General features: G+C 71.7%; 10 protein-coding genes. 2 read left to right on the plus strand and 8 right to left on the minus strand.

What is annotated here, in order from left to right:
* Nucleotides 1-3: 3 nt before the first annotated feature.
* The 5 genes from VKA29_RS15300 to VKA29_RS15320 all read right to left on the minus strand — a co-directional run bounded on the left by VKA29_RS15300 (nt 4) and on the right by VKA29_RS15320 (nt 7,143).
* Nucleotides 4-183, minus strand: a complete 180-nt coding sequence (locus VKA29_RS15300; protein ID WP_003992906.1) for a DUF6104 family protein — start codon at nt 181-183, stop codon at nt 4-6.
* 154 nt (nt 184-337) lie between these two features.
* The gene (locus VKA29_RS15305) at nt 338-4,174 is read right to left on the minus strand and encodes a multifunctional oxoglutarate decarboxylase/oxoglutarate dehydrogenase thiamine pyrophosphate-binding subunit/dihydrolipoyllysine-residue succinyltransferase subunit (RefSeq protein ID WP_324786121.1); all 3,837 of its coding nucleotides are present in this window, start codon (nt 4,172-4,174) and stop codon (nt 338-340) included.
* 301 nt (nt 4,175-4,475) lie between these two features.
* Nucleotides 4,476-5,585: a HAMP domain-containing sensor histidine kinase gene (locus VKA29_RS15310; RefSeq protein WP_324786122.1), complete on the minus strand. Its 1,110-nt coding sequence runs from the start codon at nt 5,583-5,585 to the stop codon at nt 4,476-4,478.
* Nucleotides 5,582-6,319 (minus strand): response regulator transcription factor, encoded by a 738-nt coding sequence (locus VKA29_RS15315; RefSeq protein WP_324786123.1) that lies wholly within the window; start codon nt 6,317-6,319, stop codon nt 5,582-5,584. Before VKA29_RS15315 ends, VKA29_RS15310 begins: the two co-directional genes overlap by 4 nt.
* A gap of 146 nt (nt 6,320-6,465) precedes the next feature.
* The gene (locus VKA29_RS15320; RefSeq protein WP_324786124.1) at nt 6,466-7,143 is read right to left on the minus strand and encodes a spermidine synthase; all 678 of its coding nucleotides are present in this window, start codon (nt 7,141-7,143) and stop codon (nt 6,466-6,468) included.
* A 197-nt stretch (nt 7,144-7,340) separates the two neighbouring features.
* On the opposite strand from VKA29_RS15320, the gene lon reads away from it, so the two are divergent.
* Nucleotides 7,341-9,764 (plus strand): endopeptidase La, encoded by a 2,424-nt coding sequence (gene lon, locus VKA29_RS15325; RefSeq protein WP_324786125.1) that lies wholly within the window; start codon nt 7,341-7,343, stop codon nt 9,762-9,764.
* Nucleotides 9,765-9,860: 96 nt separating this feature from the next.
* On the opposite strand, the gene VKA29_RS15330 is transcribed toward lon, so the two are convergent.
* Nucleotides 9,861-10,679 carry a lysozyme gene (locus VKA29_RS15330; protein ID WP_324786126.1) on the minus strand — a complete coding sequence of 273 codons (819 nt, stop codon included), beginning with the start codon at nt 10,677-10,679 and terminating at the stop codon, nt 9,861-9,863.
* A 335-nt stretch (nt 10,680-11,014) separates the two neighbouring features.
* Here VKA29_RS15330 and VKA29_RS15335 point away from each other — a divergent pair, with 335 nt between their 5' ends.
* The gene (locus VKA29_RS15335; RefSeq protein WP_324786127.1) at nt 11,015-11,506 is read left to right on the plus strand and encodes a MarR family winged helix-turn-helix transcriptional regulator; all 492 of its coding nucleotides are present in this window, start codon (nt 11,015-11,017) and stop codon (nt 11,504-11,506) included.
* Here the strand turns inward: VKA29_RS15335 and VKA29_RS15340 are convergent.
* Nucleotides 11,421-12,227: a PIG-L deacetylase family protein gene (locus tag VKA29_RS15340; protein WP_324786273.1), complete on the minus strand. Its 807-nt coding sequence runs from the start codon at nt 12,225-12,227 to the stop codon at nt 11,421-11,423. The two genes, VKA29_RS15335 and VKA29_RS15340, sit on opposite strands and share 86 nt — an antisense overlap.
* Nucleotides 12,228-12,455: 228 nt before the next feature.
* A complete protein-coding gene (locus VKA29_RS15345) occupies nt 12,456-13,241 on the minus strand; it encodes a protein phosphatase 2C domain-containing protein (RefSeq protein WP_324786128.1) in 786 nt (261 codons plus the stop codon).
* Nucleotides 13,242-13,340 lie beyond the last annotated feature (99 nt).

A 13,340-nucleotide genomic window follows, 5' to 3' on the forward strand; every position in this document is an offset into this window, starting at 1 on the left:
ACGCTACTCGTCGTCCTCGTCGTCCAGTCGGGCCAGCCAGGTCGCCAGCCGCTCCACCGGCACCTCGAAGTCCGGGTTGAGATCGACGAACGTCCGCAGCTGCTCGGCGAGCCACTCGAAGGTGACCTCCTCCTCGCCGCGCCGCTTCTCCAGCTCCTCGATGCCTCGGTCGGTGAAGTACATGGGGCCGCTCTCCTGCAGTCGTACGGGGTGCTGGGGACAGCCTACGGAGTCACCGGCGGCGGAGGGAGCGGCCGGGAGAAGCGGAGCGGGAACGCGGTGAGGCCCGGCCCCGAATAAACGGGACCGGGCCTCACCACGACCGGAGTTCAGCGGCTCACGCCTCGAACACCTCGCGCACCAGCTGCTCCTGCTCGGCCTGGTGCCGCTTCGCGGAACCCACCGCCGGGGAGGAGGAGTGCGGGCGGGAGATGCGGCGCAGGCGCTCGCTCGCCGGGATGTCCGCGCCGACCGCCAGGTCCAGGTGGTCGATCAGGTTCAGGGCGATGAACGGCCAGGCGCCCTGGTTGGCCGGCTCCTCCTGGGCCCACAGGTACTTCTCGGCGTTCGGGTACTTGGCGATCTCCGCCTGGAGCTCGGCACCCGCCAGCGGGTACAGGCGCTCGATGCGGACGATCGCCGTCTCGGCGGCCGCGGCGTCCGTCGCACCGCGCTTGCGGCGCTCGGCGTCCAGGTCGTAGTAGACCTTGCCCGCGCAGAAGACGACCTTGCGGACCGCGGCCGGGTCCACCGAGGCGTCGCCGATGACCGGGCGGAACTGGCCCGTCGTGAACTCCTCCGCCTTCGAGGCCGCGGCCTTCAGGCGCAGCATCGACTTCGGGGTGAAGACGATCAGCGGCTTGTGGTGCGGGTTGTGCACCTGCCACCGCAGGAGGTGGAAGTAGTTCGACGGCGAGGTCGGCATCGCGACCGTCATGTTGTTCTGGGCGCACAGCTGCAGGAAGCGCTCCGGGCGGGCGGACGAGTGGTCCGGGCCCTGGCCCTCGTAGCCGTGCGGCAGCAGGAGCGTCACGCCGGAGGTCTGGCCCCACTTCTGCTCCGCCGAGGAGATGAACTCGTCCACGACCGTCTGCGCGCCGTTGACGAAGTCACCGAACTGCGCCTCCCACATCACCAGCGCGTCCGGGCGGGCCAGCGAGTAGCCGTACTCGAAGCCCATCGCCGCGTACTCGGACAGCAGGGAGTTGTAGACGTTCAGGCGCGCCTGTTCCTCCGCCAGGTACTGCAGCGGCGTGTACTCCTCGCCGGTGCTGCGGTCGATGATCACCGCGTGGCGCTGGCCGAAGGTGCCGCGCTGGGAGTCCTGGCCGGCCAGCCGGACCGGCACGCCCTCCAGCAGCAGGGAGCCGACCGCGAGGGTCTCGCCCATGCCCCAGTCGATCGTGCCGTCCTCCACCATCGCCGCCCGGCGCTGCAGCTGCGGCAGCAGACGCGGGTGCACGGTGATGTGGTCGGGGATGTTGACCTGGGACTCGGCGATCCGCTTGACGACCTCGGTGGAGACCGCCGTGGAGACCGCCACCGGGAACTCGGCCTGCGGGTCGGACGTGGCCGCCGACACCGGCTGCGAGGTGGCCTCGCGGACCTCGGTGAAGACCTTCTCCAACTGGCCCTGGTAGTCCTGCAGCGCCTGCTCGGCCTCTTCCAGGGTGATGTCGCCGCGACCGATCAGGGACTCGGTGTACAGCTTGCGCACCGAGCGCTTCTTGTCGATCAGGTCGTACATCAGCGGCTGGGTGAAGGCCGGGTTGTCCGACTCGTTGTGACCGCGGCGGCGGTAGCAGATGAGGTCGATCACCACGTCCTTGTTGAACGCCTGGCGGAACTCGAACGCCAGCCGCGCGACCCGCACGACCGCCTCGGGGTCGTCGCCGTTCACGTGGAAGATCGGGGCCTCGATCATGCGGGCCACGTCCGTCGCGTACATCGACGAACGCGAGGACTCGGGGGCCGCGGTGAAGCCGACCTGGTTGTTGATGACGATGTGGACCGTGCCGCCGGTGCGGTAGCCGCGCAGCTGCGACATGTTCAGGGTCTCGGCCACCACGCCCTGGCCCGCGAAGGCCGCGTCGCCGTGGATCGCCACCGGCAGGACGGTGAAGTCCGTGCCGCCCTTGTTGATGATGTCCTGCTTGGCCCGCGACACACCCTCGAGGACGGGGTCGACCGCCTCCAGGTGCGAGGGGTTCGCCACCAGGCTGACCTTGATCTGCTCGCCGTCCAGGCCGGTGAAGGTGCCCTCGGCGCCCAGGTGGTACTTCACGTCGCCGGAGCCGTGCATCGACTTCGGGTCGAGGTTGCCCTCGAACTCGCGGAAGATCTGCGCGTACGACTTGCCGACGATGTTCGCCAGGACGTTCAGGCGGCCGCGGTGGGCCATGCCGATGACGACCTCGTCCAGGCGCGACTCGGCAGCGCTGTCCAGCACCGCGTCGAGCAGCGGGATGACGGACTCGCCGCCCTCCAGCGAGAAGCGCTTCTGGCCGACGTACTTCGTCTGCAGGAAGGTCTCGAACGCCTCCGCCGCGTTCAGCCGGCGCAGGATGCGCAGCTGCTCCTCGCGCTCCGGCTTGGAGTGCGGGCGCTCCACGCGGTCCTGGATCCACTTGCGCTGCTTGGGGTCCTGGATGTGCATGAACTCGATGCCGGTGGTGCGGCAGTACGAGTCGCGCAGCACGCCGAGGATGTCGCGCAGCTTCATCATCGACTTGCCGGCGAAGCCGCCGACGGCGAACTCGCGCTCCAGGTCCCACAGGGTGAGGCCGTGCTCGACGATGTCCAGGTCGGGGTGCTTGCGCTGGCGGTACTCCAGCGGGTCGGTGTCGGCCATGACGTGGCCGCGGACCCGGTAGGAGTGGATCAGCTCGAAGACGCGGGCGGCCTTGGTGACGTCGTCGTCGTGGCTGGCGTCGATGTCCCGCAGCCAGCGGACCGGCTCGTAGGGGATGCGCAGGGCCTCGAAGATGTCGTCGTAGAAGCCGTTCTCGCCGAGCAGGAGGTTCGCGACCTGGCGGAGGAACTCGCCGGAGGCGGCGCCCTGGATCACCCGGTGGTCGTAGGTCGACGTGAGCGTCATGACCTTCGAGATGCCGAGCTTGTTGAGGGTGTCCTGGGAGGTGCCCTGGAACTCCGCCGGGTAGTCCATGGAGCCGACGCCCATGATCACCGACTGGCCGGGCATCAGGCGCGGGACGGAGTGGACGGTGCCGAGGCCGCCGGGGTTGGTCAGGGAGACCGTGACACCGGTGAAGTCGTCCATCGTCAGCTTGCCGTCGCGGGCGCGGCGGACGATGTCCTCGTAGGCCTGCCAGAACTCGAAGAAGTTCAGCGTCTCGGCCTTCTTGATGGCGGCCACGACGAGCTGGCGGTCGCCGTTGGGCTTCACCAGGTCGATGGCCAGGCCGAGGTTGACGTGCGCCGGCTTGACGAGGACCGGCTTGCCGTCCTTCTCGCCGAACGACCAGTTCATCGACGGCATGGCCTTGATGGCCCGCACCATCGCGTAGCCGATGAGGTGGGTGAAGGAGATCTTCCCGCCCCGGGCCCGCTTGAGGTGGTTGTTGATGACGATGCGGTTGTCGAACAGCAGCTTCACCGGGACCGCGCGCACGGACGTGGCCGTGGGCAGCTCCAGCGAGGCGTTCATGTTCTTGACGACCGCGGCGGACGGGCCGCGCAGCGGCACCAGCTCCGGGCCGTCGGCGGCCTGCGCGGCGGGCTCCGCCTTCGGCTTGGCGGCGGGCTTCGGGGCCGGAGCGGCCTTCGCGGGAGCCGGAGCCTGGGCCGGGGCGGGAGCCGCGGCGGCGGGCTTCGGGGCCGCGGGAGCCGGAGCGGGAGCGGCGGCCGGAGCCGCGGGCGCGGCCGGAGCGGCCGGCGCCGGGGTGGTGGTGGTCCCTGCGGCCCCCGCGGCCGCAGCACCCGCCGGAGCCGGTGAGGCGGCCGCCCCCGGCTTGTAGTCGGCGAAGAAGTCCCACCAGGCGCGGTCTACCGAATTCGGGTCCTGGAGGTACTGCTGATAGATCTCGTCGACGAGCCACTCATTGGGACCGAACGCGGCAGCGGGGTTCTTGCCCGCTTGGTCGGCGTCGGTCGTAGACGCGCCTCCTGCCCGAAGGGTGGAGGAGCTTGAGTTACTGGGGGACTGTGGCGACACGGCGGCAACCGCCCTCTTCCGCTTCACAAGGTGATGGACAGCGGGAATCAAGGCTACGCCTCCCCGGCGGCGAAGGTCAGTCCGGACCGGTTCAACGTCGCGCAAGTCACATTGCGAAGGGTGTTTCGGGGCTCGAAACGGCGGGAAACAAGCGTGGTTCCGCTGTACGAAGGGGAGGTTGGGGAGCGCCGGGGTACGCCGGTGCAGGCCCTGCGAGCAGAGCCTGCGGGCCTGTTCCTGGTCACACGTGTCCGCCGGCGCGAACGTCGGTGGACGGGGGGACTCCGGTTCGGACCTTACGTCAACTTGGTACGGCTGTCTCTCCCGGAAGAGTGACAAGAATCCGGCAACCTCGCGCAGATTCGGCCACCCCTATCCGGCCGCCGTGCAGATCCACCGCCCAGCGGGCGATCGCCAGGCCGAGGCCCGTGCCGCCGTCGCTGCCCGGCCCCTTCGACGCGCCCGCGTCGCCCCGGTTGAAGCGTTCGAAGACCCGGTGCCACTCCGAGCGGGGGATGCCGGGACCCTCGTCCAGCACCTCCAGCTCCAGCGACTCCGGCTGCGCGCCGCGCCGCGCCTTGACGGTCACCCGGCCGTGCGGCGGGCTGTGCTTGACCGCGTTGTCGATCAGGTTGGCGACCACCTGGTGGATGCGCTCCGGGTCGGCGTGCGCGGTCAGTTCGGGCGGGGAGACGTCGAGGTGCAGATGGACGTCGGTGCGGGTGTGGGTGCCGGAGCCGGAGGCGATGCCCGCGCGGGCGGGCACGGCCATGTTGGCCTCCTTCAGCACGCCCGACAGGTACGGCCACACCTCGAAGCGCCGCTTGCGCAGCGGTACGACGCCGTTGTCCAGCCGGGACAGGTCGAGCAGCGTCTCCACCAGCCGCCCGAGCCGCTCCGTCTGTTTCAGGGCGGTGCGCATGGTCTCGGTGTCGGCGGGCGAGACGCCGTCCACGATGTTCTCCAGCACCGCGCGCAGGCCCGCGATGGGCGTGCGCAGCTCGTGCGAGACGTTCGCGACCAGCTCCTTGCGCTGCCGGTCCTGGGCCTCCAGGTCGTCGGCCATGCGGTTGATCGTCTGGGCCAGGTCGCCCAGTTCGTCCCGCCGGTTCTCGCGCACCCGGCGCGTGTAGTCGCCGTGCGAGATGGAACGGGCCACCGCGTTCATCTCGTCCAGCGGCGCGGTGAGCGAGTGCGCGACGAACTGCGTGATCAGCAGGGTCGCGATCATCGAGAAGACCGTGATGAAACGCAGCTCGGTCTCCGTGCGCACCGCGATCATCAGCAGACCGGTGGTGATCAGCACCGAGACGACGACCAGCACGCCCAGCTTGGTCTTGATCGAGAACGGGCGTACGCCGCCCCAGGGTTCCTCCCCGGGGCCTCTCGGCGCGGTCGGTCCGCCGCTCATGGGGTCGGGGTCTCCAGCGCGTAGCCCACGCCGTGCACCGTGCGGATCCGCTCGGCGCCGATCTTCCGGCGCAGCGCCTTGATGTGGCTGTCGACGGTCCGGGTGCCGGAGGCGTCCGCCCAGTCCCACACCTCCGCCAGCAGCTGCTCGCGGGAGAGCACCGCGCGCGGTGTGTTCGCCAGGCAGACCAGCAGGTCGAACTCGGTGGGCGTGAGGTGCACGTCCTCGGAGCGCACCCGGACCCGCCGCTGCGCGTGGTCGATCTCCAGTTCGCCCAGGCGCAGGATGCCGTTCCTCGGCGTCGCCGCGGCCAGCGCGGCCCGCTCCACGCGGCGCAGCAGCACGTGCACCCGCGCGGCCAGCTCCCGCATGGAGAACGGCTTCGTCATGTAGTCGTCGGCGCCGACGCCGAGTCCCACCAGCATGTCGGTCTCGTCGTCGCGCGCGGTGAGCATCAGCACCGGCACCGGACGGGCGGCCTGCACACGGCGGCAGACCTCCAGTCCGTCGAAGCCGGGCAGCATGATGTCGAGGATCAGCAGGTCGGGCTGCCAGGCCTCGGCGGTGTCGACGGCCGCCGGACCGTCGCCGGCGGTCTGCACGAGGAAACCCTCGGCGCGCAGGCGGGCCGCGATGGCGTCGACGATCGTCGGATCGTCCTCGACCACCAGCACCCGGCGCTGCGCGCCCTGGGTCGTGGTCGTGCCGTTGTGCGAGGTGTGTGTCTGCTCCATCGCCCGCCCCTGAGTTGCTTTCCGGAATCCGTGGGGTGATCCGTTACTTGCACATGTCTGCACTTGCACAGGTCTGCGCATGCCTGCGATTGACGCGGAATGATCGGCGTCAGGGCAGCAGCGTACGGGGAGTCACCGTTTATTTGCTATCCAGGTAGGACGGCGAGGTGCACGACGTCGGGAACGCCCCGGGCAACGGGGACCTCTTCGGTACGCACCTGTGGGAACCCGGCATTCCACAAGGTTTCTTCGAATTCCGGGGATGGCTCGGCCGACCACACCGCGAGAACCCCGCCCGGCCTCAACACCCTTGCGCAGCTTGCCAGTCCGGCGGGCGAGTAGAGAGTGCCGTTGCCCTCGGTGACGGTCCAGCCGGGCCCGTTGTCGATGTCCAGGCACAGAGCGTCGTACGTGGCGGACGTCTCACGGAGATGGTCGACCAGGTCCGCCTCGACGACGCGGGTGCGCGGGTCGGCCACGGCCTGTGAGGACAGTGCCGACAGCGGGCCGCGCAGATGCCAGTCGATGATCGCTCGTTCGCGTTCCACCACCGTGATCGCGCCCCAGCGGGGGTTCGCCGCGGCGTGTGCGAGCGAGAAGCCGACGCCGAGCCCGCCGATCAGCACACGCGGTTCGGGGCGGGCGCCGAGGGTGTCCAGCGCGGCGTCCACGAGCAGCCGCTCGGAGCGGCCGTCGGAGGTGTCCATCAGGAAGCAGCCGTTGGCGATGATCTGCAGCAGCTCGCCGTGCCGGCGCAGCACGACCTCGCCGTAGGGGCCCTCACGACGATCCAGCACCACGGGGGTTTCGTAGGTGGCGGTCATGGGGCCCATCCTGCACGAACACGGCGCGACGGCCACGGGAATTCCGGGTGTCCGGGCCGGCGGCCGTCGGCCCTCGCCGCCACGTACGCCGGCCGTCGGCCGCGGTGATCGCTCTCGGCGAACACTCCCCGGGGAACAACGGGATGCCGCCGAGCATTGAGTCGGCATAGCTCAACTTGACTGCCGAAGGGGAGATCATGGCTGCTGAGTCCGAGGCGTTCACACCGCTCGCCCTGCCTGTGCTGCCGCTCGACGACGAGGTCGTGCTGCCCGGCATGGTGGTTCCGCTGGACCTGAGCGACGCCGACGTGCGCGCCGCGGTGGAGGCCGCCCAGGCCGCCGCCCGCTCCGAGCCGGGGAAGCCCAGGGTTCTCCTGGTGCCCCGCGTCGACGGGACCTACGCGGGCACCGGTGTGCTCGGCACCGTCGAGCAGGTCGGCCGGCTGGCCGACGGCGACCCGGGCGCGCTGGTCCGCGGCCGCGGCCGCGTGCGCATCGGCGCGGGCACCACCGGCCCGGGCGCGGCGCTGTGGGTCGAGGGCACGCGGATCGACGAGAAGGCGCCCGACCCCCTGCCGGGTCACGCGGCCGAACTGGTCAAGGAGTACAAGGCGCTCGCCACCGCCTGGCTGCGCAAGCGGGGCGCCTGGCAGGTCGTCGACCGGGTCCAGGCCATCGACGACGTCTCCGCGCTCGCCGACAACTCCGGCTACTCGCCCTTCCTCACCACCGAGCAGAAGATCCAGCTCCTGGAGACCACCGACCCGGTCGCCCGCCTGAAGCTGGCCACCCAGCAGCTGCGCGACCACCTCGCCGAGCAGGACGTCGCCGAGAGCATCGCCAAGGACGTCCAGGAGGGCGTCGACAAGCAGCAGCGCGAGTTCCTGCTGCGCCGTCAGCTGGAGGCCGTCCGCAAGGAGCTGCGCGAGCTCAACGGCGAGAAGGAGGGCGAGGAGTCCGACGACTACCGCGCCCGCGTCGAGGCCGCCGACCTGCCGGAGAAGGTCCGCGAGGCCGCCCTGAAGGAGGTCGACAAGCTGGAGCGGTCCTCCGACCAGTCGCCGGAGGGCTCCTGGATCCGCACCTGGCTCGACACCGTCCTCGAACTGCCGTGGAACGAACGCACCGAGGACGCCTACGACATCCGGGGCGCCAAGGCGGTCCTGGACGCCGAGCACGCCGGTCTGGAAGACGTGAAGGAGCGGATCACCGAGTACCTCGCGGTCCGCAAGCGCCGCGCGGACCGGGGGCTGGGGATCGTCGGGGGCCGTCGCGGTGGCGCCGTGCTCGCCCTGGTCGGCCCGCCCGGCGTCGGCAAGACCTCGCTCGGCGAGTCCGTGGCGCACGCCATGGGCCGCAAGTTCGTCCGCGTCGCCCTCGGCGGCGTCCGCGACGAGGCGGAGGTCCGCGGCCACCGGCGCACCTACGTCGGCGCGCTGCCCGGCCGTATCGTCCGCGCGATCAAGGAGGCCGGATCGATGAACCCGGTCGTCCTGCTGGACGAGATCGACAAGGTCGGCTCCGACTTCCGCGGCGACCCCGCGGCGGCCCTCCTCGAAGTCCTGGACCCGGCGCAGAACCACACCTTCCGCGACCACTACCTGGAGGTCGAACTCGACCTGTCCGACGTCGTCTTCCTCGCCACCGCCAACGTCCTGGAGGCCATCCCGGAGGCGCTCCTGGACCGTATGGAACTGGTGCGCCTGGACGGCTACACCGAGGACGAGAAGGTCGTCATCGCCCGCGACCACCTGCTCCCGCGCCAGTTGGAGCGGGCCGGCCTCGCCGGGGACGAGGTGACGCTGGACGAGGGCGCGCTGCGCAAGCTCGCCGGCGAGTACACGCGCGAGGCGGGCGTGCGCACCCTGGAGCGGTCGATCGCCCGGCTGCTGCGCAAGATCGCCGCCCAGCACGAACTCGGCGAGCGGGAGCTGCCGTTCACCGTTCGCGCGGACGATCTGCGCGGGCTGATCGGCCGGCCGCACCACGTGCCGGAGGCGGCCCAGGACCCGGCCGAGCGCCGTACCGCGGTGCCCGGCGTGGCTACGGGCCTGGCGGTCACCGGGGCCGGCGGCGACGTCCTGTTCGTCGAGGCGTCCCTCGCGGACCCGGAGACGGGCGCGGCGGGCCTGACCCTGACCGGTCAGCTGGGCGACGTGATGAAGGAGTCGGCGCAGATCGCGCTGAGCTTCCTGCGCAGCCACGGCGCCGAGCTGGAGCTGCCGGTGGCGGACCTGAAGGACCGGGGCGTGCACATCCACTTCCCGGCGGGCGCGGTCCCCAAGGACGGCCCGAGCGCCGGCATCACGATGACGACCGCGCTGGCCTCGCTGCTGTCCGGCCGGCTGGTCCGCACCGACGTGGCGATGACCGGCGAGGTCTCGCTGACCGGCCGGGTCCTGCCGATCGGCGGGGTGAAGCAGAAGCTGCTCGCGGCGCAGCGGGCGGGCGTGACCACGGTCGTCATCCCCAAGCGCAACGAGCCCGACCTGGACGACGTCCCGGCCGAGGTGCTGGACAAGCTCGACGTGCACGCCGTCACCGACGTCCGCCAGGTCCTGGAGCTGGCCCTGGCACCCGCCACGAGCGGCGCGGAGCCGGAGGTTCCGGTGGCGGTGTGACCGGGGCTGCCGGATCGGGGAAGACCCGGGTTCTCGTGAGGGAGGCCCGGGTCTCCACCCTGTGCGGGGCGGGGCGTCGGCGTGCGGGGCGGGGCGTCAGCCGATGGCGAGCGCCTGCACCCGGTCGAGCGCGCCGTTGAACTTGTCGTGGTCGCCGACCGTCGGCCCGGACGAGGTGTACTGCCACATCGTGTAGTACGACCATCCGGCCGGCAGCGTCCCCGGGTCGGAGGCGTACCGCGCGATCCACAGCGGGTTGTTGGCGGCGAAGCCGCCGTAGTTGCCGGTGCACTGGGTCCACCAGCTGGTGGCCGTGTAGATCACGGCGTCGCGGCCCGTGCGGGACTTGTACGTGTTGAGGAAGTCGGCGATCCAGCTGACCATGGCGCTGGTCGACTTGCCGTAGCAGGCGGCGCCGTAGGGGTTCCACTCGATGTCGAGCGCGCCCGGGAGGGTCTTGCCGTCGCCGGACCAGCCGCCGCCGTGGTCCACGAAGTAGTTGGCCTGGGTCGCGCCGCTGGTGGTGTCCGGGGTCGCGAAGTGGTACGCGCCGCGGATCATGCCCACGTTGTACGAGCCGTTGTACTGCTGCGCGAAGTAGGGGTTCGTGTAGTACGTCCCCTCGGTGGCCTTGGTGTACGCCCACCTGACCCCGCTGTTCCACAGGGTCGACCAGGCGACGTTGCCCTGGTAACTGGCGACGTCGACGCCCTCCGTCTGGGTGACGTCACCGGTGCTGGGGGTGCCGTTGCTGCCGTCGTGGGCCAGGACGCCCATGCCCATGTACGCGGAGCCGCGGGCGGGCGTGCCCGCGGCGGACGCCGGCACGGTGAGGACGAGGGAGAGGGCGGCGAGCAGGAGACCGGCGAGGAAGAGGCGCCGGGGGCGGAGCGGTCCGGGTCTGTGCACGGGCATGACGTGCCTCCGAAGGCTCGGTGGTGGTGGGGAGGGAGCGGGAACGTGCGGGCGGTGCGGGCGGTGCCGGCGGTGCGGGCGCTGCGGGCGGTGCGGCGACGTGCGGGGACGTGCGGGGACGTGCTGGAAGTGCCCGCACCGACCGGCCTGGCGGCCGAGAATGGCGTGAGCATGCCAGCAACGCCCGGTGAAGAAGCTACGCACGTAGACCGCCGACTGGGAAGGGGGACCGGAGGCTGCCGTTGGTCTAAGCCTGCGAAATACTTGCCGAGCTGCGGCGATGACGGCGTTCGGCGGAAACTTTCAGGACCGGGAAAACCGAGGCGGGGACTGACGTGCACGAAGGCGGAAACGGCGGCGGACGCCCAGCGGAGTCGCAGGCGTCACCGAGCGGTGCGGACCAGGAATACCTGTCCCTGGAGCGCGAACTGACGGTTCTGCTCCGGCGCGCCCGCGCCAGCCAGGGCGAGATGGCCCGCGAGGTCCACCCGGACCTGGAACCGGCCGCCTACGGACTCCTCGTGCGGCTGGACGAGCACGGCCGCCAGCGGGCGACGGAACTGGCCGCCTACATCGGCGTCGGCAAGGCCACCATGTCCCGCCAGCTGCGCGCCCTCGAGGAGCTGGGCCTGGTCGCCCGCGAGCCCGACCCCGCCGACGGACGGGCCTGGCTGGTCCACCTCACCGAGGAGGGCTGCGGCCGGGTCGGCAGGGTCCGCGAGGCCCGCCGCGCCCGCTACGTCAGCAAGCTGGCCCACTGGGACCGCCGGGAAGTGGCCGAACTCGCCCGTCTGCTCGGTCAGTTGAACCGGGGAATGGAACGGTAGCCCGAAACCCGGGCGCGTCCCGTCCGGCAGGCGCCGCGGCCGGGGCGAGCGGGTGGCGCACGTACCACTCGGCGGCCGGCAACTCCTCCCGCTCCGCCGCGGGCAGGGCGGCCGGCCGGCCGCAGGGCAGGGCTCCCCGCGCCACCTCGCTGCGGTGCGCCATGACAGCGGCGATCTTCCGCTCCAGCCACGGACGGACGTCGACGGTCACGCCGACCCAGCTGTCCGGAACGCTGTACAGGGCCCGCCCCGCGCGGACCGGGCGGGCGCCCAGGTCCCGCGCGGCCGAGTCGGGGTGGGTGGCCAGGAGGACCGAGTCCGGCCGCCAGGGGGCGCCGGCGTCCGGATGGAGACCGGTCGGCCCGGCGGCCCGGGCCGCCAGGACGGACGACCGGTGGGTGTGGACGTGGCCGGGATGGCCGGTCAGCCCGCCGCAGGGGGCGTGGGTGACGACGATGTCCGGGCGGAACTCCCGCACGTGCGCGACCGGTCGGCCCACCGCCTCGTCCAGCGGTGCGTCGCACCACCGTGCCGCGCCGGGCGCCGACCGCGGGGCGCGGGCGTCCGCGCAGCCGAGCGGGCGCGGGGGAGCGGCGCCGAGGATGCGCAGCGCGTCGGCCGGTTCGCCGGCGCGACGGGTGCCCGCCGCCCAGGTCGCCGTGACCACCGCGGTACGGGCCCCGGCCGCCCCGTCCCGTGCGAGCAGCCCGCCGGCCGACAGGGACTCGTCGTCCGGTGCGCGACAACCGCCAGGATGCTGGGCAGGGACATGCCTCGTGCCGTCCGCTCCGGGCCGAGCGGTCGTGCGGTCGTGCGGTCGTGTCGCGGTGTCGCGGTGTCGCGGTGTCGAGGTGTCGAGGGGGCGCGTGGTCGCCGGGCCGTACGGTCGTGGCCGGGCAGCCCGGGACTCGCCGGCCGGGGCGGCGCGGCGGCCGGGGTGGCGGCCGGGTCACAGCTCCGCGTACACCACCGTCGCGTCGTCGTGTGTCTTGGCGCGGCCCAGGAACGCCCGACGGGTGTCGGCCGACTCCAGGGCCCGTACGCGGTTCAGCAGTGCCCGGGCGCCGTGCTCGCGCACGAGTCGCAGGCAGTCCGTCCAGTCTCCTTCCCCGAACCGCTCCACCCACCTCGCCGCCCCGTCCGTGAGCGCCGCCAGTGCCCGGACGCGGTCCCGCGGCAGCACGCCCGTCACCGCCCGGTCCGCCACCGACGCATCAGCCGCCGCCGTGAAGAACCCGCCCTCCTTGTTGCGCACATGGGCGTCGACCAAGGCGTCCGTAGCCAGGGCGGACCGGGGCAGCCGCGCCAGCCGGTCGTCCAGCAGGGCCGTGACCGCACCGTCCGGCGACTCCACCAGCAGGACGGAGTCCGACAGGACCAGGTACTCCACCTGCTGCGTCGACCAGCGCGCCACGACCACCGTCGCCTGCGGTGTTCGTGGGTGAGAAAGGTCACAGGTTTGCGTGTGTGACTCGGCGGTGCGCGTGATGGCCCGGGACAGGGCCTGCGAGAGCGGGACATCGGGGAGGGAAAGGGTCAGTTCGGTCAGCGCTCCGCCCAGTCGCGCGGTGTACCAGGGGACCGAATGCAGACACCCGGTGCCACCCTTCGGCGGCGTCACTCCGTCCAGGACCACCAGGGCGCCACCCTGTCCCGAAGCGGGCAGGACGACAGCGGCGAAGTCCTCGTTGGCGAGGGTGTGGTCGCCCGGCTCCGAGGCAAGTTCCGTACGCATTCGGCCAGTCTGCACGAGCCTTTCACGAGGTTCATGAAAGGCTGGCAATCGCCGCAGGGCCGACACCCCCTCGCAGGTCAGGCGTCTGATTTGCGGGGG

Origin of the sequence: Streptomyces sp. H51, from assembly GCF_035656535.1 — a bacterium.
Classification (GTDB): Bacteria; Actinomycetota; Actinomycetes; order Streptomycetales; family Streptomycetaceae; genus Streptomyces.

Excerpts from the sequence above, each read along its gene's own strand:
- VKA29_RS15300 (WP_003992906.1), bottom strand. The coding sequence starts at position 183 with ATGTACTTCACCGACCGAGGCATCGAGGAGCTGGAGAAGCGGCGCGGC.
- VKA29_RS15310 (WP_324786122.1), bottom strand. The coding sequence starts at position 5,585 with ATGAGCGGCGGACCGACCGCGCCGAGAGGCCCCGGGGAGGAACCCTGG.
- VKA29_RS15315 (WP_324786123.1), bottom strand. The coding sequence starts at position 6,319 with ATGGAGCAGACACACACCTCGCACAACGGCACGACCACGACCCAGGGC.
- VKA29_RS15320 (WP_324786124.1), bottom strand. The coding sequence starts at position 7,143 with ATGACCGCCACCTACGAAACCCCCGTGGTGCTGGATCGTCGTGAGGGC.
- lon (WP_324786125.1), top strand. The coding sequence starts at position 7,341 with ATGGCTGCTGAGTCCGAGGCGTTCACACCGCTCGCCCTGCCTGTGCTG.
- VKA29_RS15330 (WP_324786126.1), bottom strand. The coding sequence starts at position 10,679 with ATGCCCGTGCACAGACCCGGACCGCTCCGCCCCCGGCGCCTCTTCCTC.
- VKA29_RS15345 (WP_324786128.1), bottom strand. The coding sequence starts at position 13,241 with ATGCGTACGGAACTTGCCTCGGAGCCGGGCGACCACACCCTCGCCAAC.